The organism is Plantibacter sp. ME-Dv--P-122b, assembly GCF_030209375.1.
Lineage (GTDB): Bacteria > Actinomycetota > Actinomycetes > Actinomycetales > Microbacteriaceae > Plantibacter.
Map to the genome: position 1 here is coordinate 359,345 of NZ_JARVSC010000003.1, position 24,125 is coordinate 383,469.

At 70.8% G+C, this 24,125-nt stretch carries 17 protein-coding genes; 6 read left to right on the top strand and 11 right to left on the bottom strand.

The genetic code is table 11. The annotated features are described in order from the left end of the window. Positions 1–22 precede the first annotated feature (22 nt). Genes QRN19_RS06430 through mvk form a run of 4 tightly spaced genes read right to left on the bottom strand, consistent with a single transcriptional unit; the run spans position 23 to position 4,294 of the window. Positions 23–1,090, bottom strand: a complete 1,068-nt coding sequence (locus tag QRN19_RS06430; RefSeq protein ID WP_079002857.1) for a hydroxymethylglutaryl-coenzyme A reductase family protein — start codon at positions 1,088–1,090, stop codon at positions 23–25. Next, complete coding sequence (locus tag QRN19_RS06435) at positions 1,087–2,304, bottom strand: phosphomevalonate kinase (RefSeq protein WP_071262515.1); 1,218 nt, start codon at positions 2,302–2,304, stop codon at positions 1,087–1,089. The genes QRN19_RS06430 and QRN19_RS06435 overlap by 4 nt, the downstream gene beginning before the upstream one ends. Further along, entirely contained in the window at positions 2,301–3,359 is a 1,059-nt protein-coding gene (gene mvaD, locus QRN19_RS06440; RefSeq protein ID WP_285025912.1) for a diphosphomevalonate decarboxylase, read from the bottom strand. The genes QRN19_RS06435 and mvaD overlap by 4 nt, the downstream gene beginning before the upstream one ends. Beyond that, positions 3,356–4,294, bottom strand: a complete 939-nt coding sequence (gene mvk / locus QRN19_RS06445; protein ID WP_285025914.1) for a mevalonate kinase — start codon at positions 4,292–4,294, stop codon at positions 3,356–3,358. Before mvk ends, mvaD begins: the two co-directional genes overlap by 4 nt. A 389-nt stretch (positions 4,295–4,683) precedes the next feature. Between mvk and QRN19_RS06450 the strand changes: the two genes are divergently transcribed. Next, a complete protein-coding gene (locus tag QRN19_RS06450) occupies positions 4,684–10,266 on the top strand; it encodes a glutamate synthase-related protein (RefSeq protein WP_285025916.1) in 5,583 nt (1,860 codons plus the stop codon). Between the two features lie 23 nt (positions 10,267–10,289). Beyond that, positions 10,290–12,122 (top strand): sulfite reductase subunit alpha, encoded by a 1,833-nt coding sequence (locus tag QRN19_RS06455; RefSeq protein ID WP_285025917.1) that lies wholly within the window; start codon positions 10,290–10,292, stop codon positions 12,120–12,122. A gap of 136 nt (positions 12,123–12,258) precedes the next feature. On the opposite strand, the gene QRN19_RS06460 is transcribed toward QRN19_RS06455, so the two are convergent. Together QRN19_RS06460 and QRN19_RS06465 are read right to left on the bottom strand one after the other, a co-directional pair. Next, positions 12,259–13,404: a 5-(carboxyamino)imidazole ribonucleotide synthase gene (locus tag QRN19_RS06460; RefSeq protein ID WP_285025918.1), complete on the bottom strand. Its 1,146-nt coding sequence runs from the start codon at positions 13,402–13,404 to the stop codon at positions 12,259–12,261. A 129-nt stretch (positions 13,405–13,533) separates the two neighbouring features. Then, positions 13,534–14,091 (bottom strand): PH domain-containing protein, encoded by a 558-nt coding sequence (locus QRN19_RS06465; protein WP_231884331.1) that lies wholly within the window; start codon positions 14,089–14,091, stop codon positions 13,534–13,536. 101 nt (positions 14,092–14,192) lie between these two features. Here QRN19_RS06465 and QRN19_RS06470 point away from each other — a divergent pair, with 101 nt between their 5' ends. Next, a complete protein-coding gene (locus QRN19_RS06470; RefSeq protein WP_285025920.1) occupies positions 14,193–15,005 on the top strand; it encodes an EI24 domain-containing protein in 813 nt (270 codons plus the stop codon). Here QRN19_RS06470 and QRN19_RS06475 read toward each other — a convergent pair. Beyond that, on the bottom strand, positions 14,989–15,780 hold the full coding sequence (locus tag QRN19_RS06475) for a biotin--[acetyl-CoA-carboxylase] ligase (protein WP_285025921.1): 792 nt from the start codon (positions 15,778–15,780) through the stop codon (positions 14,989–14,991). The two genes, QRN19_RS06470 and QRN19_RS06475, sit on opposite strands and share 17 nt — an antisense overlap. Before the next feature lie 139 nt (positions 15,781–15,919). Here QRN19_RS06475 and QRN19_RS06480 point away from each other — a divergent pair, with 139 nt between their 5' ends. The 3 genes from QRN19_RS06480 (at position 15,920) to QRN19_RS06490 (ending at position 19,603) form a co-directional block, all read left to right on the top strand. Continuing rightward, positions 15,920–17,521: an acyl-CoA carboxylase subunit beta gene (locus tag QRN19_RS06480; RefSeq protein ID WP_285025922.1), complete on the top strand. Its 1,602-nt coding sequence runs from the start codon at positions 15,920–15,922 to the stop codon at positions 17,519–17,521. Then, positions 17,518–17,769, top strand: coding sequence for an acyl-CoA carboxylase subunit epsilon (locus QRN19_RS06485; RefSeq protein WP_124769700.1), 252 nt, complete (start codon positions 17,518–17,520; stop codon positions 17,767–17,769). Before QRN19_RS06480 ends, QRN19_RS06485 begins: the two co-directional genes overlap by 4 nt. 613 nt (positions 17,770–18,382) lie before the next feature. Beyond that, complete coding sequence (locus tag QRN19_RS06490) at positions 18,383–19,603, top strand: DUF222 domain-containing protein (RefSeq protein ID WP_285025923.1); 1,221 nt, start codon at positions 18,383–18,385, stop codon at positions 19,601–19,603. A gap of 175 nt (positions 19,604–19,778) precedes the next feature. Here QRN19_RS06490 and QRN19_RS06495 read toward each other — a convergent pair whose 3' ends face one another. From QRN19_RS06495 to QRN19_RS06510, 4 genes are all read right to left on the bottom strand, one after another. Beyond that, positions 19,779–20,840, bottom strand: a complete 1,062-nt coding sequence (locus tag QRN19_RS06495; protein ID WP_285025924.1) for a DUF8320 family protein — start codon at positions 20,838–20,840, stop codon at positions 19,779–19,781. After that, entirely contained in the window at positions 20,837–22,009 is a 1,173-nt protein-coding gene (locus QRN19_RS06500; RefSeq protein ID WP_285025925.1) for a sensor histidine kinase, read from the bottom strand. Before QRN19_RS06500 ends, QRN19_RS06495 begins: the two co-directional genes overlap by 4 nt. A 67-nt stretch (positions 22,010–22,076) precedes the next feature. Next, positions 22,077–22,733, bottom strand: coding sequence for a response regulator transcription factor (locus QRN19_RS06505; RefSeq protein ID WP_064294846.1), 657 nt, complete (start codon positions 22,731–22,733; stop codon positions 22,077–22,079). 77 nt (positions 22,734–22,810) lie between these two features. After that, positions 22,811–24,115 (bottom strand): class I SAM-dependent RNA methyltransferase, encoded by a 1,305-nt coding sequence (locus QRN19_RS06510; protein WP_285025926.1) that lies wholly within the window; start codon positions 24,113–24,115, stop codon positions 22,811–22,813. Positions 24,116–24,125: the final 10 nt, after the last annotated feature.

Here is a 24,125-nt window from a genome sequence, read left to right on the forward strand (position 1 = left end):
GTCCCCCGGTGCGGTGGGAGGGTCAGGCGGGCGCGCCGGCCGCGGTCTGCGCGCTGCGTTCGAGCTTCAGGTGGGCGGCCATGAGCTCACCGGGGTTGGTCTGCGCGGCGAGGAGCGACAGTTCGCCGCACCAGACGGCGGCAGCGCACAGCACGGCGAGTCGCCGGGCGTTCGCGCCGGGTTCACGGTCCTCGCGGCACCCGAGGCGGGTGAGGTTCTCCTCGACGAAGCCGAGCCCCTTGCCGTTGCCGACCGTGCCGACGATGAGGTTCGGCAGGGTGCAGGAGAAGTACAGGTCGCCGTCGTGCACCTCGGCGTGCGTGACGCCCTGCGAGCCCTCGACGATGTTGGCCGCGTCCTGCCCGGTCGCCAGGTAGAACGCGAGCAGCATGTTGGCGTAGTGCGCGTTCGCGCTGCGCAGGCCACCGGCGAGGATCGTCCCGACGAGGTTCTTGCGCACGTTCAGCTGCACGATCTGCTCGGGCGTCGTGTGGAGGAACCGCTCGACGATCGCCCGCGGGATCGTCATCTCGGTGACGACGTTCTTGCCACGACCCAGGATGCCGTTGACGGCGGTCGCCTTCTTGTCGGAGCAGAAGTTGCCGGAGATCGAGCCGTACCGGAGCATCGGCCAACGCTCCATGATGTACGGCATGAGGCGATCGGCCGCGAGCGTGACCATGTTGTGGCCGGACGCGTCGCCCGTGCGGAACTCGAGGCGCAGGAAGAGCAGGTTGCCGGCGATCTGCGAGTTGATCTCGATGAGTTCGGCGAAGTGACTCGACTGGGCGACGACGGCCTGCAGCTCGGGCAGACTGCGTTCGATCTCGCGGAGCGCCTGCAGGGCGTCGCCGGCCGAGTCGACCTCGAACAGGACGGAGCGGCTCATCCGCTCGTCGACGAGCGTCGCGCGGATGCCACCGGGGACCATCGAGGAGATGCGGGCGCCTCGGCGCACCGACGGCCAGAGCGGGCTCTCGTAGGTGGCGAGTGGGACCTCCTGCTCGCCCTCCATGACGTTGCCGCTCAGGTGGAGCGGACCGATCCACTTGAGTGGGACCGGTGCGACGCCGTCGGGTTCGTTGCTCATGCGTGGGGTTCCGTTCCGCCCCGGAGGACGTCGTGCTGCTCGGCGAAGGCGCGAGCGTAGGTGGATCTGATGGATTCGACCGCGTCGTCGTCGGTACGGCTGATCTCCGACGGTCCCCACGGGCTGTGGGCGGCGTCGATGAGTCCGGTCGGCGGGTGCACCGTGAGCGGGAGCCGCTCGATGCCGTGCGCCGACCAGTCGTCCTCGAGGGCGGCGGTGGAGACGGACTGGCCGATGAACGCGATCCCGCAGTCGCCACCACCGGCGCCGGAGGACTTGGCCGCCCCGCCGAGGCGCTCGGCGGCGTCGCAGAGCTGAGCAAGCGCGGCGGTCTCGATGTCGACACCGGCGTCGCGGCCGAGACCCGCGAGCGTCGCGCGAGCGGAGCGGACGGCACCGAGCACGAGGGCCGGGTCCTCGTCGTTCAGCCCGATCGTGAGGGCGTCGACGGCGGCGCGACTGGCTGCGAGGAACGAGGTGTAGTGAGCCGTCTCCGCCCACTTGCGGGACTGCAGTTCGTCGACCAGACGCGTGGTCGAGGCTGGTTCGCCGGTCCAACCGACGAGGAGTCGGAGCGAGGTCGGCGGCGACAGGCGCTCGAGCCCAAGCTCGGCCCAGGGGTCGCGGAGGGCTGCGAGCACCCCTTCGCGGTGGCGCACCTCCCGCAGCCGCGCCCGGTCGGGCGAGGTGTAGCGGAGCCAGCCGCCGAACATGCTCGCCGCGAGGTCGCCCCCGGACGCTGCCGGTGCGACGTCGATGGTGGCGAGGATCGCGAGCTTGAGCATCTGCGTCCGGGTGAGGTCGAGCTGGTAGAACTCGTCGAGGGCGCGGATGGTGGCGGTCGTCACGGCCGCGCTCGAGCCGAGGCCGAACTTCCGGCCACTCGCGTCATCGAGCTCGCTCGTGATGGACAGGGCGGAGAACCGCTGCGCCACGCCGAGCTCGGCGACGAGGGTCTCCATCGTGCTCACGGCTGAGAGGACGTGGTCGAGCGGGCGTTCCTCGTGCTCGACGACGACCCCGTTGCGGTTGCGGCGCCAGATGATGGGCGCTCGGCCGTACTGGTCGGAGAAGATGCGGCCCTCGTGCTCGCTCGCCTCGAGTCGGACGGTGACGCACCGGTCCACGGCGACGAGGATGGAAGGGTGCCCCGGCTCGACGACGGCGTACTCGCCGGCCACGAAGAGTTTGCCGGGCGCCTTGATCTCGATCATCGCGCTCCTTCCGTTGTCTGCTCGCCCGCCGATCCGCCGGGCTCCGAGGTGATGAGCCTCGCGCCCCGTCCGGCTCTGGCGGGGATGACGCCGATGTCGGGCTGCGCCTCGAGGATCCGAGTCGCGAGCTCGTCGACCGCGTCGGCTCGACACAGGATCTTCACGTTCGGGCCGGCGTCCATCGTCGCATAGCATTCGAGGCCGTCGCCTCTGAGGTTTGCGACGAGGTCGAGCAGTTCCACGCTCGCCGGTCCCCAGTACCGGACCGGCGGCTCGGCGCCGAGCATCGTGGCGTGCATCCGCATCGCGTTCCGCTCGGCGATCGTGCCCACCGCGGTGAAGTCGGCGCGGGCGACCGCGGCGAGCATCTCCTCGAGTTCGACGGGGGTGCGCTCGACCCAGGCGGGGTAGTAGGGGGAGGTGTCGACCGTGCGCCGCATGCCGTCGCGACTGGAGACCGACTTGGCCCGGGCGTCGAGGACGGTGAGGACCATGCCGAGCTCGAGTCCGGGCGCGGGCACCGCCTCGGCGAAGGAGCTCTCGTCGTCGTGCCCGGCGTGCCAGACGGCGATCCCGTCGAAGATCGAGCGGGAGGCGGATCCCGAGCCACGGCGGGCCAGCCGGGAGAGGGCTCGCCGATCGAGGTCGAGTCCGAAGGCGGTCGATGCGGCGAGCGCCAGCGCGGCGAAGCCCGAGGCGGAGGAGGCGAGGCCGGCGCCCGTGGGGATCTCGTTATGGGAGTCGACGGTGACGCGATCGTCGCGGCCGGCGAGCGCGCGCACGAGGTCGATGAAGCGCGTGACGCGGGAGCGGGCGGTGCCTTCGAGGGCTCGTCCGCCGAGGAGCACGACGTCGTCGGACGCGTCCGTCAGTCGTACCGTCGTCGTCGTAGGCGCCGCGTCGAGGGTGAGTGACAGGCTGCCCGTCCACGGGAGGATGAGCGCCTCGTCCCGCTTGCCCCAGTACTTGACGAGGGCGATGTTGGGGTTCGCCAGCGCGGTCGCCGTGCCCTCGTCTGAGGCGGTCACCGCGTGCTGTTGTGGGGTCAGGGTCACGCGTAGTCCTCCGCGTCGATCGTCCAGGTGCCGAGTGCTCCGGCCTCGAGGAGGGCTTGCGAGATGCGTCGGGCTGCCGCGGGGTCTGCGGCGAGCGTGATGATGCATCCGCCCTGCCCGCCGCCCGTGAGCTTCGCGCCGAGGGCGCCGTTCGCCGTGGCGACCTCGATGAGCGCGGTGATGGCGGGGTGGCCGGCACCGAGCTCGTCCAGGGCCACCTGCACCGCGTTCATGCGGGTCCCGAGGTCGTCGCGGCGGTCCACTGCGAGATCGGCGACCCCCGCGACGGTCGCGCGTTCGAGCTCGGCCAGGAGCGCGCGACCACGCTCGGGGTGGAGCTCGACGAAGGCGCGGACGTCGGCGACCGCCTTCCGGGTCGACCCGCGCGCGCCGGTGTCGGCCACGACGAAGCTGCCGCCGAAGCGGATCGGTGGATGCTCGACCCGGCCGGCGGTGAAGAGGATGGGTGTCGAGGCGCTCGTGGCCCGGGCGTCGAGACCGCTGGGCGTCCCGTGGGCGACGCGTTCGCCGCGCTGCACGAGCTCGAACCGGTCGGCGTCGTCGAGCGTCACCCCGTGGAGGTCGGCGACGGCGTCGACGATCGCGTTGGCTGCCGCGGCGCTCGAGCCGAGGCCTCTGCCGATCGGGAGCGTCCCACGGACGACGACCTCGACGCCGGCCGGTGCCGCACCGACGTGCGCGAGGGTCTCGAGGACGGTGGTCCCGAGCGGATCGGAGGCGTCGAGCGGGCCGAGCGAGATCTCGGTGTCGAGCACCGAGGCGCCGTCGACGCGTCGGGCGGTCGCCTCGACCCGGAGCGACGGGATGGGCAGGGCGACGGCTGGAGCGCCGTAGACGACGGCGTGCTCACCCAGCAGGATCGCTTTGGCGTGCGCGAAGCCGCGACCGGTCGCAGCCGTGTGCTCTGTCGTCATCTCACCATTCTGGTCCGAAAAACATGCAGCTGGCTGCACATCGGTCGTCCGGTCACGATCCGTTCCACCACGGGCAGGCTCGTGAGCCGTCCTGCAGTGCATCCGGGCGCTGCACGATGGGCCGTCGACGGGAGCCACCGGAGCGCTCACGGCGTGTCCCATACGTACCGGAAACACCCAGCCTACGCCGAACGGCCCGGTTCGGCTCGTTACGGTTGAGTGGGCGGGACGGCCCGGTTAGTATCGGAACACCTCCATTCATGCAGACGACGGCCGCCGCACCCAGCGCCCGCGTCGACACGGACCCTCCCTCCAGCGACGTAGATCCGGTCCCGTCATCTCACCGTCTCCGGGCCGTCCAGCGCCCGCATTCCGAGGGGTACCCCGTCGTGATCTCGTCTTCCGTTCCACCGCGCCCGCGCACTGCCGCACCATCGCCCCTGCCCGACCTCGTCGATCGTCAGACCGACAAGAGCGACTGCGGCGTCGGCTTCATCACCCGCAAGGACGGCGTGCAGAGCCACGACGTCATCGCGCTCGGCGACACAGCCCTGTGCGCCATCCCCCACCGCGGCGGCATGTCCTCCGAGGGCGTCGGCGACGGCGCGGGCGTCCAGATCGACCTCTCGGTCGACTTCTTCAGCTCCCTCGTCGGCAAGCCGCTCACCGCCGGCCGGTTCGGTGTCGCGAACGTCTTCCTCCCGGTCGCCCACGATCGGATCGGCGACGCCGAAGCACTCATCGAACGTTCGCTCGGCGAGGCCGGCTTCACCGTGCTGCTCTCCCGAGCCGTGCCGACGGTCGACGCCGTCCTGCGCCCGAAGGCCGTGCAGTACCAGCTGCCGATCCGACAGTGGATCTTCGAGCCGTCGGACGAGGCATCCACGGAGGACCTCGACCGGCGCGCGCACGCGGCCCTGCTCGCGATCGAGGCGACCGCCTACACGGACCTCACTCTCGACGGCCTGTACCCGCTTTCGCTCAGCACGCGCACCCAGGTCCTCAAGGGACGCCTCAACTCCGGCGAGGTCATCCCCTACTTCGCCGACCTGGCCGACCCCCTGCACCGGGTCAGGACCCTCGCCTTCCACACCCGCTTCTCGACGAACACCGCTCCCCACCCCTCGATGGCGCAGCCCTTCCGCCTGATGGCGCACAACGGCGAGCTCAACACCGACCGCAAGAACCGGCTGTCCGAGACGGCGCTGGCTGCATCGCGGGGCCGGAAGATCATCCGCGCCAGGGGCCAGTCGGACAGCTCGCGCCTCGACCAGACGCTGCACAGCCGCGTGGTCGAGGACGGACTCGAACTGCTCGAGGCGGTCGTGTCGGTCATGCCCCCGGCCTGGGAGAACGATCGCACCCTGAGCCGCGAGGTGCGCGCGATGCTCGAGTACTTCTCCCTCGTCGAGGAGAAGAACGACGGCCCGGCCGCGCTCATCTTCAACGACGGGACCACCGTCGGCGCCCGGCTCGACCGGCTCGGCCTGCGCCCGCTGCGCAGCGTCGAAACGGCGGACTACCTCTGCGTCACCTCCGAAGCTGGACAGCTGCCGTTCCCGGACGACGAGGTGGTCCACCGCGGTCGCATCGAGGCCGGCGGCATGCTCGCCTACGACCACCGCACGGGCACGCGCCTCCGCACGGGCGAAGCGCTTGAGCTCCTCGCGGCGCGCAAGGACTACCCGGCGATGCTCGCCGCGTCCGCCACCGACCTCGACGCGCTCGAGGACCGGGGGGTCCCGGTGTCGGCACCGACGGCTTCGGCGGACGACGCCTTCGTCTACCGCGGTGGACTGAGCCAGGTGCAGCGCTACGTCGCGTACTCCCTCAACCAGGAGAGCTTCCGATTCATGACGGACCCGATGCTCGCCTCGGGCAAGGAGCGGATCTCGGCAATGGGCTACGGCAACGCCATCAACGCCCTGTCCGACCAGGAGGGCGGCCTGGCGAAGTACTTCTCCCAGCGTTTCGCCCAGGTGACCAACCCGCCGCTCGACAGCATCCGTGAGGCCGACGGCATGACCCTCCGGGTCGCGCTCGGCCCGAAGCCCGGCAGCGGCACGGTCGGCACGAAGCAGCTCGTCCTCCGATCCCCCATCATCAGCGAGGACGAACTCCGGCGCCTCAGCGCTCAGCACGAGTCGCCGGTCGCGTGGTTCGACATCCTCTACCGGCCCGAGGTGGACGCGCAGGCGAACGCCGACGCGCTGGAGGCCGCCGTCGAGCGCGTGGCCGCGGAGGTCGCCGCGTTCGCCGCCGCGAACGGCGGGATCGCGATCCTCTCCGACCGCGGTGTGCATGCTGAGGGTGCCGCCCTCCCGCTCATCCTCGTCGTGGCGGCCGTCAACCAGCGGCTCATCGACGACGGTCTCCGGCTCCGCGTGTCGCTCGTGGTCGACAGCGGACAGCTGCCGTCCTCGCACCACGTCGCCTCCGCTCTCGGCTTCGGTGCGTCGGCCGTGCACCCCCTCGCGGTCCGGCTCCGTGCTGAGCAGCAGCATCCCGACGACGTCGAGGCCGCGTTCCGCCGGTTCGCCTATGCCGCCGAGAAGTCGCTGCTCAAGACCATGGGTCGGGTCGGTCTGTGCACCGTCGAGAGCTACATCGGCGGCGAGTTCTTCGAACCGAACTACCTCGACACGAGCGACCCCGTGCTCGCGCGCGCCTTCCCCCACCTCCGCGCCCCCGTCGGCGGCGTCGGGTTCGCCGGGATCGCCCGGACGGCGAGCGCCTGGCACGAGCGTGCGCTGACGACGTCGAGCGAGGCGGACGTCCCGCTCCTCGGCCTGTTCAAGGAACGCGCCGAGGGCGCCGGCCACTCCTACGGGACGACCGCGGTCCGCGGCTTCGTCGACCTCACCGAGGAGCCCGTGCAGTTGCCGCGAGCGGACACGACGGCCGTCGACCGCGACGGCGGCACGCTCGGCGACGACCCCCTGCGCCTCCACACCATCGGGAACCTCGAGGACGCGTTCGGGATCGACGACGACGCCTACCAGCACACGTCCTTCGACGCCCTCGACGACGACGAGATCGACGCCTTCACCATCACGCCCGGCTACCGCTCCTTCGTCCAGTCGATGACGACCGAGCGGCGCCGTCGCCCGGCCGCGCTCCGCGACGTGCTCGTGCTGCCCGAGGACATCACCCGGCTCACCACCCCGGAGGAGTTCGCTCGCGAGCTCGACCGGCTCGGCCCGGTCGGCAACTCCTCGATCGTCGTCCGCGGCCTGCGTGCGACGCGGACCGAGCAGGGACGGCACCGGCTGCAGCTCACGGGTCCGCTCGCGGGCGACCTCACGCGGGTCTCGGCGCTCGGCGAATACTACGTCCAGCGCTTCGGCGGCGAGGTGACGGGGCACTGGATCTCCGGCGGCGACCTCATCGTGGAGGCGACGGGGTCCGCCGACGACTACTTCTCGATGCTCGTCGAGGGTGCCGAGAGCATCTCGACCGACCTCGTCCAGCCGGCGAGCGAGATCACCCGATCCCTCGCGTCCGGGGCGATGAGCCACGGCGCCCTCGTGGCGACCGCGCACGAGGCGGTCGCGCACGGCACCAACATGGTCGGCGGGATGTCGAACAGCGGCGAGGGCGGCGAGCACCTGTCCCGCTACGGCACCATCCGCGGCTCGCGCATCAAGCAGTTCGCCTCCGGCCGCTTCGGCGTCTGGGCCGGCTACCTGGCCGACCCGATGCTGCAGGAGCTCGAGATCAAGATCGGCCAGGGCGCCAAGCCCGGCGAGGGCGGCCAGCTCCCGGCTCCGAAGGTGACGGTGGACATCGCCGCCGCCCGGGGTGGCACGCCCGGTATCGAGCTCGTCTCGCCGCCGCCGCACCACGACACGTACTCGATCGAGGACCTCGCGCAGCTCATCCACGACTGCAAGGCGGCACGGGTCCGCGTCGTCGTCAAGCTCGTCTCCTCCGAGGGCATCGGCACGATCGCCGTCGGCGTCGCCAAGGCCGGCGCCGACGTCATCAACGTGGCCGGTAACACCGGCGGCACGGGTGCGGCCGCCGTGACGAGCCTCAAGTACGCCGGACGCAGCGCCGAGATCGGCATCGCCGAGGTCCACCAGGCCCTCAGCGCGAACGGTCTGCGCTCGAAGGTCACGCTGCGCTGCTCCGGCGCGCACCAGACCGGCCGCGACGTCGTCATCTCCGCCCTGCTCGGCGGCGACAGCTTCGAGTTCGGGACCACCGCACTCATGATGCTCAAGTGCGTCATGGCGAAGAACTGCAACGTGAAGTGCCCGGCCGGTCTCACGACCAACCCGGAGACCTTCGACGGCGACCCGCGCGCGCTCGCGCAGTACCTCTTGAACATCGCACACGACGTCCGCGAGCGGCTCGCCATCCTCGGCCTCCGCTCGCTGCGCGAAGCCCGCGGTCGCACCGACCTCCTCCACCTCGTCGACCACCCGGCGGCCGTCGCGGACCTCGACCTGCGGGCCATGCTCGCGGTCGTCCCCGAGGTCGTCGTCACCGACCCCGTGTACCTGGAGAAGGACTTCACGCTCGACGACGCCCTCATCGAGCGTGTGCGCGCCGGGCTGTTCGACGACGGCCGGACGACGCTCGACCTCGGCGCCGAGGACGCCGACGGCGGGATCCGACTCGGCAACCGCTGGCGTTCCGTGGGCGGCCAGCTCGCGATCGACCTCGAACGCATCCTCAACCACGAGCTCGACGACGCCCAGGCGGCGGCGATCCCCTCCGTCGTCACCGACGACCGTGGCCACCGTTCCCTCGCCGCCGACACCGTGACGATCCGCACCGAGCACTCCGCCGGGCAGTCCTACGCGGCGTTCTGCGTCGACGGCCTGCACTGGCGGCACACCGGCACCTGCAACGACGGCGTCGGCAAGAGCGCGTCCGGCGGCACCATCGCGATCCTCTCCCCCGGCGGCGGCAGCTCGGAGGACGGCGGCAACGTCCTCATCGGCAACTTCGCGCTCTTCGGGGCGACCGGTGGCCGCACCTTCGTCCAGGGCGAGGCCGGCGACCGCTTCGCCGTCCGCAACTCAGGTGCCACCGCGGTCGTCGAGGGCGTTGGCGACTACGCCTGCGAATACATGACCAACGGCGCCGTGCTGAACCTCGGCGGCTTCGGGATCGGCTTCGGCAACGGGATGAGCGGTGGCTTCGTCTACCAGTACGACCCGCGGGGCGAACTGCCGAGCAAGGTCAGCGCGGACTCGCTCCTCCTCGGATCGATCACCGAGGGCGAGCAGGCGGCGTTCCACGAGGCCGCCGTGCTCCTGCTGCTGGAGTGGCACGTCGAGGCGACCGGCTCACCGCTCGCCGCCCGGTTGCTCGCCGATTGGGAGACGGCCCGGCACCAGTTCGTGTTCGGCATGCCGCGCGCGCTGCTCCTCTACCAGGACAGCGACGCGATCCTCGCCGCCAAGAGCCGGAAGGAACTCCTCGACGAGCTCGGCGCGGCCCTGGCCGCGCAGCAGCTCCGCACCTTCAAGCTCGACTACCGCGACCGCCGACCGGTCCGCGGCGGTCGCGCGCCCGGACTCGGCGAGCCCGCGGCTGACCCGCAGGACGTCTACGCGCTCCTCACGAGCTACACGGTGCTGAAGCTCGCCCAGGAGGTCGCGCTGTCCCGCACGCCCGGCGTCGACGACCCGTCGCACCCGCTCGTGCAGGCGAGCGTCCGCACGCTCATCCTCACCGAGGACTTCTTCGTCATGCAGCGGGTGCAGCGGGCGGCTCGAGAGCTGCTCGAACGGTACGACGACGAGGCGCTCGCCGCCATGATCGCCGCGAAGCGCCTGCACGACTACACGGAGGCACTGCGCCTGCGGAACGTGCGGTCGATCGACCACCCGGGCACCACGGGGTGGATCATGCACCAGCACGCCAAGAACCGGGCCCGATCCGCAGCGACCGGTGGCACCGAAGCACTCCTTGCATCGGCCGCTCTGGCCGAACTGACGCTGGCGGGCGCCCGATGACCGCGCCCGGCCCGGAGGGGACCATGACCGAGACACGGACACCGACGGCGAACGGGCCGAGCCCGGTGCTCTTCGAGGCGCTCGCCGCGCTCGGCAGCAGCGCCGACGACCCCTTCATCCCGGCGGACGCGCCGTTCAGCCCCGAGCAGCGGGTCTGGCTCGCCGGATTCCTGGCAGGGGTCCGCTCCAGCGCGATCGACGCCACCGACGCCGGTGGCCGGACACCGCAGCTCGCCCTGCACGTGCTCGTCGGGACGCAGACGGGCACCGCGGAGGCCATCGCGGAGGATCTCGGCCGAGCCGCCTCCGGCTACGGCGTGGCGGTGACGACGATCGGCCTCGACGACGTCGACGTCGAGCGGCTCCCGGCGATGGGACACGTCGTCGTCATCACCTCCACCTACGGCGAGGGTGAGATGCCCGACAACGCCGAGTTGTTCTGGGAATCGCTCCAGGCGAGCACCGCACCACGCCTCGACGGCCTGAAGTTCTCCGTGCTCGCGCTCGGCGACTCCGGATACGACGGGTTCTGCCAGGCGGGCAAGCTCATCGACACGCGCCTGGAGCAGCTCGGCGCGGAACGCATCCTGGCCCGCGTGGACTGCGACGTCGACTACGAGGAGCCCGCCGCGGCGTGGACCACGCAGGCCCTGTCGCTCTTCGGCGCCCTCGCCCCGTCGGACGCCGACGCCGCCCCCGCTCCCACGCCGGCTGCCAAGCCGGCGAAGAAGCCCGGCCGCACGCGTTCACCGTGGACCCGCAAGACGCCGTACGGCGCGACGCTCGCCGTCAACCGCGTCCTGTCCGGGTCCGCCTCGTCGAAGGAGATCCGGCACTACGAGTTCGATCTGGGCGACAGCGGCATCGAGTACGCGGCCGGCGACGCCCTCGGCGTCATGCCGAGCAACGACCCGGCGCTCGTCGACGCCATCATCGCCGAACTGGACGCGACCGCGGACGAGTCGGTCGACGGCTCGACCCTGGCGGACCGGCTCACCCACGGGTTCGAGATCCGCACCCCGTCGAAGGACCTCGTGGCCGAGCTCGCCGACCGCGCGCCGGACTCGGAGCTGGCGGGGATCCTCGCGCTCGCCCAGGCGGAGACGCTCGACTCCTGGTTGCGCGACCGCGACATCCTCGACCTCCTGCGCTCCACCGCGGTCCGGTTCGACGCCGCCGCGCTCCTCGACGTGCTGCGTCCGCTCCAGCACCGCGCCTACTCGATCTCGTCCAGTCCGCTGGCGGCCGACGGGCGCGTGCACCTCACCGTCGCGAGCGTCCGGTACGCGGTCGGCGACCGTCTACACGGCGGCGTCGCGTCGACGCATCTCGCCGACCGGGTCGCGGAGGGCGCCACGAGCGGGATCTTCGTCTCCGCGAACGCGGGCTTCCGGGTGCCGTCGGACGACGATGCGCCACTCATCATGGTCGGCCCGGGAACCGGGATCGCGCCGTTCCGCTCGTTCCTCCAGGAGCGCCGCGAGCGCGGGGCCACTGGTCGGAACTGGCTGTTCTTCGGCGACCAGCACCGGGCGCACGACTTCATCTACGAGGACGAACTCGGCGAGCTGCTCACCGGAGGGGTGCTGGACCGTCTGGACCTCGCATTCTCCCGCGACCAACGCGAGAAGGTGTACGTCCAGACCCGGATGCGCGAGAACGGCAAGGAGCTGTACGCCTGGCTCGAGGAGGGCGGCCATTTCGCCGTCTGCGGTGACGCCTCACGGATGGCGAAGGACGTCGACCAAGCGTTGCACGAACTCATCGCCGAACACGGCGGGCGCTCGACGGAGGCCGCAGCCGAGTACGTGCACACGCTCAAGCGCGAGAAGCGCTACATCCGCGACGTGTACTGACCCTTCGACAGGCTCAGGAACCGGACATCGACTCCCGAGCACCACCCTTCGACCGGCTCAGGGACCGGACATCGACTCCCGAGCACCGCACGGTCCCGGAGCACCACATCCGGTCCCTGAGCTTGTCGAAGGGCGGTCAGGCGTTCTCGGCGCCGAGCAGCGCCGCGGCGGCCCGTGCCTCGTACACGACGTCGTCGAGGTCGTCGCCCGCGACGTTGACGTGGCCGACCTTGCGCCCGGGGCGGGGGTCCTTGCCGTAGTTGTGCACCTTCGCCAGCGGGTGCGCACCGAGGACCTGCGGGTAGCGGTCGCCGAGCGACCCCTCGGCCGGCCCGCCGAGCACGTTCACCATGACGGTCCAATCGCGGTGGCAGCCCGTCCAGCCGAGGGGCAGGTCGAGGACGGCGCGCAGGTGCTGCTCGAACTGGCTGGTAACGCTGCCGTCCTGCGTCCAGTGCCCGCTGTTGTGCGGACGCATGGCGAGTTCGTTGATGAGCAGGCGGTCGTCGTCGGTCTCGAAGAGTTCGACGGCCAGGACGCCCGTCACCCCGAGCGCGGTCGCGACGGTCACGGCGATCTCCTCCGCGGTGTCGGCGAGCCGGCCCGCCGAGCCGGGCGCCGGAGCGATGACCTCGCTGCACACCCCGCCGAGCTGCACGGTCTCGACGACGCGCCACGGCACCACCTCGCCGGACGGGCGACGGGCGACGAGCTGGGCGAGCTCGCGCCGGAACGACACCAGCTCCTCGACGAGCAGCGCTCCGCCGTTGGCGTCCTCGGAGAGCGCCGTGAACCAGTCGTCGACCTCGTTCGGCCCGTGGACGACGCGGACGCCCTTGCCGTCGTAGCCACCACGCGGCGTCTTCACGACGCCCTTCCCGCCGTGCTCGGCGAGGAAGGCGGCGAGCTCCTCCTGGTCGTGCACGCGCGCCCAGTCGGGCACCGGCAGTCCGAGCTCCGTCAGGCGCTCGCGCATGAGGAGCTTGTCCTGGGCGACGGCGAGCGCGTCCGGTCCCGGGTGCACCTGTACACCGGCGTCGACGAGTGCCCGCAGGACGTGCTGCGGCACGTGCTCGTGGTCGAAGGTGATGACGTCGACCGTCTCGGCGAAGGCGAGCACGGTGTCCGCGTCGCGGTAGTCACCCACCTCGACGGTGGCGAGTCGGGCGGACATGCCCTCCTGCTCGGCGAGCACCCGGATGTCGAGTCCGAGGTTCACGGCCGCCGGCACCATCATCCTGGCCAGCTGACCGCCGCCGATCACTCCGACGCGAATGCTCATGGGTTCACTCCAGCTCTCCGGCGACCGGCCGGCGGGTCTCGTTACGGCAGGCGGGACGGGCGGATCCTGAGGCGGATCGGCGGGTGCCCCGACTCGAACATCGTACCGGCCGGGCGCGCCCCGCACCGGTCAGCGTCGGACCGGTGGCTGCTGCATCGGAGGCGGTGCTGCCGGGTAGGGCGCGGCGATGCTCTGGTTCTCCGCGACGAGCTCGTGGAGGGCGTTCTGGACGAGGACCGCGCCGGGCACGTCCCGCAGGACGACCGGCACCTCGCCACCGCTCGTCACCCGGACGTTGCCGCTCCCGAAGGCGCTCTGCACCCAGCTCTTGTGCACCGTGATGCCGTAGCCGCGGGCGTGGTAGAGCTCCTGGCGCGTCCGCACGAAGAACCCGCGACGGACGATCAGTCGCCGGGTCGTGATCACGTAGCGGACGGACAGCCAGGCGATGAACGGCAGGACGCAGGCGACCAGCACGATCACCCCGCCGCCGATGAGGACGGCCCAGTTCTGCCACTCGAGGTCGAACGAGCCGAAGAAGTACGCACCGGCACCGCTCACCGCGATGAGCAGGAGCGCGGGGAGCAGGAGCCGCCGGGCATGCGGACGCAGGCGTGCGACCACACGTTCGGTCGCCGCCGCGGGAGGAGCCGGCCTGCCCGGCCCCGTCATACCGGGATCAGCCATACTCCCATTCTTAGCAGTCGCGGCAACCCGCCGCCTGCTCCCACCCCGCCCGTCGGCGATCCCGAGCATCCATGCATCGGCCGCCCGGCTAGCATGAAGGCGTGAAACCGGCAGACAGCACCGCCCCGACGGCGCAGCACCCCGGCGTCGTCGGGTCGTTCCTCGAGGGGATCGGCATCCTCTTCGGCGGTTTCCGCCTCTGGGGCACCTCGCCGAAGCGCATGCTGCTCGGCATGATCCCCGCCGCGATCGTGGGCGTCGTGTTCATCGCGTTGCTCGTCATCCTCGGCGTCAATGCCGCCACGATCGTCGACTGGGCGACACCGTTCGCCGACACCTGGGACGAGCCGTACCGCTCGTCCATCCGGGTGGCCGCCGCGGTCGCGTTGGTGGCCGTCGCCATCGTGGTGATGCTGTACGCCTACGCCGCAGCGACGCTCCTCGTCGGCGACCCCTTCTACGAGCGGATCTGGGCCGACGTCGAACGCACCCTCGGCGACGCCCCTCCGGAGTCGGGTGAGTCCGCATGGCACGGACTCCTCACCGGTGTCACCCGGGCGCTCGGCCTGCTCCTGCTCACCATCCCGACGGCGGCCGTCCTCTTCCTCCTCGGCTTCGTCCCGGTGATCGGCCAGACGGTGGTCCCGGCGCTCGGGCTCGCCGTGAGCGGGTGGTTCCTCGCCCTCGAACTGACGGGCTACGCGTTCGACGCGAGGGGGTTGTCGTTGCGGGACCGCCGCCGGACCCTCGCCAGGCGACGCGCCCGCACCCTGGGCTTCGGGATGACGGTCGCGGTCCTCTTCCTCGTCCCGGTCCTGTCCGTGCTGGTCATGCCGGCCGCCGTCTCCGGCGCGACGGTGCTCGCACGCCGGTCCCTCACCGAACAGGTGGGAACGCTCAGCGCACGTGCGTGACGTCGCCGGCCGCCACCGCGACCGGCGCACCACCGTCGGTCGGTCGGACGACGAGCCGCCCGTCGGCGTCGATCCGCTCGGCCGTCCCGGTCAGGACGTCGCCGCCGGGGAGTTCCACCCGCACCGAGCTGTCCAACGTCACGCATCGCTCGGTGACCGCAGCTCGGAGCCCGCTGGCCTCGGCGTCACCGGACGCCGCCAGGTAGGCGTCGTACAGGGTGCCGAACGCACGCAGGTAGCCGACGAGGACGGTGTCCGGGTCAGGATCGACGAGGCCGGCGAGCGCGAGCGAGGTTGACCGGTCGGTCGGCAGTTCCTCGGCACGCTGACGGAGGTTGACGCCGGTCCCGAGGATCACCGCGTCCCCGCTCGGCAGCAGCTCGGCGAGGATGCCGGACACCTTCAGGCCGCCGATGAGCACGTCGTTCGGCCACTTCACGTCGGCGGGCACCCCGAGCTCCCGGAGCGATTCCGCGAGCGCCGCACCCGCGAGGAGCGGGAGCCAGCCGTAGGCCTGCAGTGGGAGCGGATCACCCGACGGAGTGACCGGCCGGAGCAGGACCGACACGGCGAGTGACGTGCCGGGTGGCACCGTCCACACGCGACCGAGGCGACCGCGTCCACCGCGCTGGTCGTCGGTGAGGACGACCGAGCGGTCCGGCCACGCGTCGCCGCCGTCCTCGCGCACGCGTCGGGCGAGTTCGTCGTTGGTGGAGCCGGCGTGGGCGAGGATCTCGAGGCGTGGCACGAGGGCGGCGGTGAGGGGCAGATCCATGGCACAACCCTACTGAGGCCGGTCGTCGGCGCCCTCGTCGCCCTCCGGCACGCTTGGACGATGCCGACAATGGATCGGCGCGCCGCTTGTACCCGATCGTCAACGGGTCGGCCGGGGGACCACCGGGTAAGGTGAAAGCGTGACCGACGAAACCACCTCCGGGCCTGACCTGTACACGACGGCCGGGAAGCTCGCCGACCTCAAGAACCGCTATCACGAGGCCGTGACGGCGAGCGGCGAAGCCGCCATCGAGAAGCAGCACAAGAAGGGCAAGCTCACCGCGCGGGAGCGCATCGAGCAGCTGCTCGACCACGGCAGCTTCGTCGAACTCGACGAGTTCGTGCGGCACCGCACGACCGCCTTCGGCATGGACCGCTCGCGGCCCTACGGTGACGCCGTCGTCACCGGCACCGGCACCATCCACGGGCGCCAGGTCGCCGTGTACTCGCAGGACTTCACCATCTTCGGCGGTTCGCTCGGCGAGGTCGCCGGCGACAAGATCATCAAGATCATGGACCTCGCGTTGAAGACCGGCGTCCCGATCATCGGCATGCTCGACTCCGGTGGGGCGCGCATCCAGGAGGGCGTCGTCGCACTCGGTAAGTACGGCGAGATCTTCCGACGCAACACGCAGGCCTCCGGGGTCATCCCGCAGATCTCCATCATCATGGGTCCGGCGGCCGGCGGTGCCGTCTACTCCCCCGCACTCACCGACTTCGTCATCATGGTCGACAAGACCAGCCAGATGTTCGTCACGGGCCCCGACGTCATCAAGACCGTCACGGGCGAGGACGTCGGCATGGAGGAGCTCGGCGGCGGGTACACGCACAACACCCGCTCGGGCGTCGCCCACTACCTCGCGAGCGACGAGCCGGACGCCCTCGACTACGCTCGCACCCTCGTCGGCTTCCTGCCCGACAACAACCTGTCCGAGGCCACGATCTTCGACGTCGAGGTGGAGCTGGAGACGACGGACGAGGACCGCCGCCTCAACACCCTCATCCCCGACTCGCCGAACCAGCCCTACGACGTGAAGACCGTCATCGAGCATGTCGTCGACGACGCCGACTTCCTCGAGGTCCAGCCGCTCTTCGCCCCGAACATCGTCATCGGTTTCGCACGCGTCGAGGGGCGGTCGGTCGGTGTCATCGCCAACCAGCCCTCCCAGATGGCCGGAACGCTCAACATCGAAGCGGGCGAGAAGGCGAGCCGGTTCGTCCGCTTCTGCGACGCGTTCAGCATCCCGATCCTCACCCTGGTCGACGTCCCCGGCTACCTGCCCGGCACCGATCAGGAGTGGACCGGCGTGATCCGCCGCGGCGCGAAGCTCCTCTACGCCTACGCCGAGGCCACGGTGCCCCTGGTGACCGTCATCCTGCGCAAAGCCTACGGCGGCGCGTACATCGTCATGGGCTCGAAGCAGCTCGGGGCCGACATCAACCTCGCCTGGCCCACGGCCGAGATCGCGGTCATGGGCGGGCAGGGTGCCGTCAACATCCTGTACCGCGGCGAGATCAAGCGGGCCGAGGAGGCCGGCGAGGACGTCGCCGCCGTGCGCACGCGCCTCGCGAACGAGTACACCTACAACGTCGCGAGCCCCTTCCTCGCCGCCGAGCGCGGCGAGCTGGACGGTGTCATCGAGCCGGCGGCCACGCGGGTCTCGGTCATCAAGGCGCTCCGCGCGCTGCGGACGAAGCGTGCGAGCCTGCCCGCCAAGAAGCACGGGAACATCCCGCTGTGAGCACCGGCGCCGAGCCGAACACGACCGAGCCGTCGTCGATCGATCTCCGGATCGAGCGCGGTACCCCCACCGACGAGGAGCTCGCGGCGCTCACCGCGGTGCTGAGCGTCGCGATCGCCGAACAGGCGCTGCGTGACGCCGACACCGCCCCGGCACCGCGCGTCCCGTCGACGTGGGAGCGGACGAGGCGGAACCTCCGTACGGGCATCACCGTCGGCCCAGGACACTGGCGAGCGTTCACCGGCTGAGCGGTCTGGATGGAGGACCAGCCGGTTGCCCCTCACGGCGCGCGGTGCTGTCCCCCGTTCGTGTCCTCCATAGTGCCGACTGTCGGGGGTACCCCTGATGGAGGATCATCATTCTCGAAAGTTGCGTCTCATCGAGACCACTTCACCAGCTCCTGCTCCATCTAGGGTAAGCGGGTAGGAGTTCGGGGGCGGGTCAGAGCGGTATTCGGGTTACCGCTCTGACCCACGAACGTCACGGAGGGCCAGCATCGGGTGCTGGTCCTCCTTTCGTTCGTCCAGGACCGGGCACGTCGACAGGCTCAGTGACCGGGAACGTCTCGCTCGGATGCGTTCCGGTCCGGGTGCTTGTCGAAGAACGCGAGAACCACTGACGCCGCCTGAGGCCCTGAGCGACCCCCTTCCGGCCCTTGATCCTGTCGACCGCCCAACACGCGTCGCCTCGAGGCCCCCTGCCCTCCCGGCCCCCTGAGCACCCCCTCCGGTCCCTGAGCACCCCCTCCGGTCCCTGAGCACCCCCTCCAGTCCCTGAGCCTGTCGAAGGGCGCACGGACAGACTTCCACAACCCCGCGACTCATCGTCTGGAATGTCAGTGGTCCATGGTGGACTGGTTCCATGACCGAGACCACCACCGTCGCCGCGATCCGCGCGAACGACGAGTACTCCGCGCAGCTCGCCGAGTTCTCGGACCACTTCGCGGACATCCAGCGGCGGCGTGCGGCGCTGGACGCTGAAGAGGTCCGGCTACTGGCCCGTTCCGCCGCTTACGCGGACGCCTTCGCAGACGCCACGGTCCCGGCGATCTTCCCGCCGGCCGAGCGCCTGGCGCTCTCGCGCCGCTCCACCTGCGCGGCCCTCGCCATGGCGGCCCGGATACCCGAGCGGACCGTTCAATGCGCGACGAACGACGCGGAACGTCTCGTGAACGACGCACCGGCCGTGCTCGAGTCGCTCGAGGCGGGCCGTATCTCGGCCAGTCACGCACAGACGATCACCGACCAACTCCGCGACGTGCCGACCGCAGGGCGGGCGGCGCTCCTCGCTCAGGTCCTACAGGTCGCGGAAGAGTCCACCAACGCGAACCTCCGGAGACGCGCCCGCATCCTGCGCGAGCGCCTCCACCCCGAGCCCATCACGACACGCGCGGTCCGCTCCGAGGCAGACCGTCGGGTGGAGTTCGAGCCGGCCGCCGACGGCATGGCCTGGGTACATCTCTTCACCACCGCACCCATCGCGCAAGGCATCATCGAGCGCGTCGAAACGGCCGCGGCCGAGTCACGCAAATCGGGCGACACCCGCACCTGCGCCCAGCTCCAGGCGGACGCCCTGGCGGCGCTCGCGCTCACCGGCGTGACCCCGGAAGACGTCATGTCCAGCCCAGTGCTCCCGCACCCCATCGAGGTGCAAGAGCACATCAAGCCGACGGTGCAGATCACGGTCCCGGCACTGAGCATGGCCGGCGTCAGCGATGCCCCAGCCACGCTCGACGGCTACGGCCCGATCGACCCGGAGACCGCAGCACGCATCGCAGTGAACGCGCCCAGCTTCACCCGCATCCTCGTCCAACCGGAAACCGGCGCGGTCCTCTCCGTCGGCCGGAACCAGTACCGCGTCCCGGCCGACCTGCAACGCGCGGTGCGGCTTCGGGACGGCACGTGTCGGGCACCGGGTTGCGGGAGACGCGCCAGGGCCTGTGATCTCGACCATTCGGTCGCGTGGGACAACGGACGTCGGCAATCTCGCCTGCCTCTGCCGACATCATCACCGGATGAAGCACTTGCCCGGGTGGAACCTCGACCACGGTCCTGGTGGGGTCCTCAAGTGGACGACACCTGACGGGAAGCAGTATCGGACCGAACCCGACCCCGCACCGTTCTGACCCGCGCCGGTCCCTGAGCCTGTCGAAGGGTTTCTCGTGGGCACTTCGACAAGCTCAGTGACCGGGAGAAGTGCGCCCGGATGCGCTCCGGTCCCTTAGCCTGCCGACGGGCACGGTCCTCGTCGGAGCGACTCAGTCCTCGTCGGACACGCTGACGGCACCCACGCCGGCACGGGAGCCGTCGCGCGGGATCTCGAGCCAGACGTCGAGTTCCTCGTCGTCGTCGTCCGGCCCAGCAGCGACGCCCGGTTCGCGGTGCACCGCACGCAGGCCGACCACGGTCACCGCGACGCGTTCGTCGTCCGGCACGCTCCGCACGATGAGGCGTGTGGCTCGCGAGGCGGCGAGCGTTTCGGCGATCTGCTCGTGGATCGCGTCGAGGACACCGGCGTCGAGCTCCTCGAGGCCGCCTTCGTCCAGCATGTTCACGATCGCGCCGCGACGCCGGGCCGCGAGCACCTCGGATCGGACCGCGTCACTCAGGAGATGACGCCCTCGGATCTCGTCGCGGAGACTGGCCTCCAGCGTGCGGCATTCCGTGCGATCGGCCACGGAGAGCCTGCCTCCGTTGGCGATGATCGTGCGGAGCATCGGGGTCGCCAGGCGCCCCGTCTGGCTGAGGCGCCGTCTCCGCTCGTGCACGTGCGCGTACTGCGCCGCCTGCCAGTCCGAGGTCGCGTGCTCCGCCTGGGTGAGGCGCTCGGCGTCGTGCTGGGCCCCGGCGATCGATCGGGTGAGCACACTCGCGAGGACGACCCAGATGAGACTGCCCGTGACGCCCATCCCGAGCGCCAGGCCCGGACCCGCCCAGAGGAGCGACTGGACCGTGAGGAAGACGATCCCGATGTACGCGACCGCCTCCCGCTGCCGGACCACGGTGATCGTCATCAGTGTCCCGATCGACGCCACGTGCCAGGTGGCGTAGCCGTTGTTCCGCGTCGGATCGAGCTGGCTCGTGACGAGCAACGGGACGATGATCGCGGTGGCGAGGTTGATGCTCGCGAGCCACGACGGCATGCGCGTCGTGCCCATCGGCCAGAGGCTCAGGACGCTCGCGACCGCGTAGACGAGCATCGCGATGAGGACCGGGACGACGTCGCGGGGTGTCTCGAGCGTCAGCGCGGCACGGAGCAGGTGGTACGCGGAGAAGAGGGCGGCGAGGATGACGAGGGCGTACCGCGGTGCCGGGGTCATGAGCCGTGCTCCGGAGACCACTCGATGCGGATGACGGCACCCTCACCGGGACGGGAGATCACCGTCGAGCGGCCGCCGACCGCGGCGACGCGCTCGACGATCGAGACCTTCAGCCCGAGCCGCTCCTCAGCGACCTGCTCGGGGCAGAACCCGACGCCGTCGTCGCCGACGATGACGCAGACGCCGCCGGAGACCGTGCCCTCGATCGACAGGCTCCGTGCGGCTCCCGAACCCGCGTGCTCGACGCTGTTGACCATCGCCTGCACCGTCGCCCAGTAGACCGCGTTCGCGACCGTGACGGGCAGGACCCGGCCGGAGGCCCCCTCGACCGTGACGGAGAACGGTTCACCGAGCATCGATGCGGCAGCACGCAGCCGTTCGATGAGCTCGGCGAGACCGGTGACCTCGTCCTCGTTCGTCATCGGCGCTCCGACACCCTCGAGTTGCTCGATCGCGACCCGCGCCATCATGACGGCGAGCGCCTCCGACTTCGGGGTCAGCGCCCGATCCGCGGCGAGCAGGGAGGCGAGGACGCTGTCGTGGACGATCGAGTCGACCTCGACGCGCTCCACCTCCGTGGCGTGCTGCTTGACGGCCGCGTCGTAGGTGGCGAGAGCGGCGGCCCTCGCGGTGTCGACCCGGCCGGCCAGCACGCGGAACAGCCCGACGAGGACGACGATGAGCCCACCGATGATCGTCGCGTAGGACGCGTCGAGCGCACCGATCTCGAAGGACGCGGGTGCGAAGTCGGCGTCGATGACGCGGTTGACGCCGTACATGACCGAGGTCACGACGAGGTACACGATGGCACCCCGCAACTGCAGCGGGATGCAGGCGAACGCGACGGCGATCGTGCAGAGGTACCAGATCCACGGTTCCTGGTTGATGTCCGCCGACGCCTGCGCGTTGACCGCGGGCCAGATGAGGAGGGCCACGAAGAACACGGCGGCGAAGACGCCCGAGGCGATGCGGTGGTGCCACAGGAAGAAGCAGCAGATGATGGCGCCGAACATCGTCCCGAAGACGAGGGAGACGTAGACCACGCCCAACCAGCCGGTGATCTGGACACCCTGTCCGAGCGTGGTGAACGCGGTCTGCAGTCCGAAGACGAGTCCGATGATCGCGACCGAACGGCCGAGGAGGCGTTCGAAGTTCGCGGTGTTCAGCATCCGGCGCTGAACCTGGGCATCTCTCGTGGTCGCGGGGATCGCGGGATGCCTGGTCGGTGCCCGGAAGCTAGGAGACATCCGTCCCGCCTTGATCGAGGCCGGGGAGGATCCCGTCCTCGACCGCTCGGCGGAGCAGGTCGACCTTCGTCGGGGCCGGGCGACCCACCTCGACGTACTTCACCCGGATGCGGTCGATGTGCTCGCGGGCCGTGGAGTACGCGATGCCGAGCTGCATGGCGACCGTCTTCAGCGGGAGTCCGGACGCGTACAGGTGGAGGACGTCGCGCTCGCGACGGCCCAGCTGCGCCCGAGCGAAGTCGCTGTCGGCGTCGATCGCGCTCGCCCACTCGATGTTGTTCAGGGCCTCGCCACGGGCGACCGTGCCGATGGCGGCGATGACCGTGTCGGTCGGCGACGACTTGGGGATGACCCCGGACGCACCGGCGGCCAGCGCCTCGCGCACCAGTGCGACCCGATCGGCGATGGAGTGGATGAGGACGTGCGCCCCCACGGCCTGCACCGCATGGATGTTCGAGGTCGGCGTGCTGCCGTCGGAGAGCGAGAGGTCGAGCACGACCACGTCGGGCACCACGCCGTTCAACGCGGCGATGCACTCGACGGCGGTCGGGGCACTCGCCACGACCTGATACCCGGCGTGCGCACACACCGCTTCGATCCCGAGCCGGACGGACTCGTGATCATCAATGATTGCGACGGTCACCACGGCACCATCGTAGCGAGTGACTGACCCGCCGGGCGCGACGGCCTGATCGCGAGTCGCCTCCGTCGGCACGGGCCCGCTCAAGCCGTTCGAGAGAAGCCCGCGACGGCCTCGAGGTGGTGCGTGTTGGGGAAGAGGTCGTAAGCCGCGAGGTGGTCGAGCTCGTAGCCCTGCTCCGCCAGGAGGGCGACGTCGCGGGACAGTGCGATGGGGTCGCAGGCGACGTAGACGATCGACGCGGGCCGCAGTTCGCCGAGCATGGCGACGATCTCCGCACCGGCACCCGAGCGGGGCGGGTCGAGGACGACGGTCGCGGTGGCGTACCGGGACCGCTCGATCCGACTGCCCGTCGCGATCTCCGACCGCAGGAAGGCGTCGACCTTCGCGGTGACGGCCTGTGCGCCCACCCACTCGGACAGGTTCTCGCCCGCGTACTCGGTGGCGCGTTCGTCGCTCTCCACGGTCGTGATGCGCGTGGTGGAGCCGAAACGGTCCCCCACGCCCGCGGCCAGGAGGCCGACGCCGCCGTAGAGGTCGAGGTTCGCGGCGCGCGGGTCGAAGCGCGCGCCGTCGATGGCCGCGGACACGGCCTGCTGAAGGGTCGTCGCAGCCTGACGGTGGACCTGCCAGAATCCGTTCGCGTCGACGATGAACTCACGCTCGCCGACGAGCTCGCGGATCGGGTCGGCCGCCGGACGGACCGGCTTCGGTCCCCCGCGTCGACCACGGCCGCCACCGCGCCGACGGTCGCCGCCTCCGACTTCGTCCGCACGCGTCAGGACACGGACCGTCCCGGTCGAGGAGGCGACGATGTCGATGGAGGTGGTGCCGTGCGGCAACTCCTCGAGCTTGGCCGCCTCGGCCACCGCTTCGATCGCGAGCGGCAGGTCGTCGACGGGGACGACGTGGTGGGACCGCGCGGCGTAGGGGCCGACGTTGCCGTGCTGGTCGACGTGCAGGGAGACCCGCGTCCGCCACCGGGTGCCGTCGGGCGTCTCGCCGTCGACCGCGTCGACCGTGAACTCGGGCGTGACCCCGGCGAACCGCTCGAGCCCCTCCGCGAGGACCTGGTGCTTCAACGCGCGCTGGTGGGCGAGCTCGATGTGTCCGAACTCCGCTCCCCCGGCCCGCTCGCTCGGCTGGCGGTCGACGGAGGCCTCGGCCCAGACGTGCGGACGGCGGTGCTCGGACGGCGTGAGGACCTCCAGGGTCTCCGCCCGCCAGAAGCGCTTCTCGTTCTCGTCGACGATGCGCGCCCGCACGCGCTCGCCGGGGAGCGTGTCGGGTACGAAGACCACCCGGCCCTCGTGCCGGGCGACGAAGACACCCCCGTGGGCTACGTTGGTGATGTCCAGTTCCACGGTGCGTGCAGTCGTCGTGCTCATGCGTCGAGCA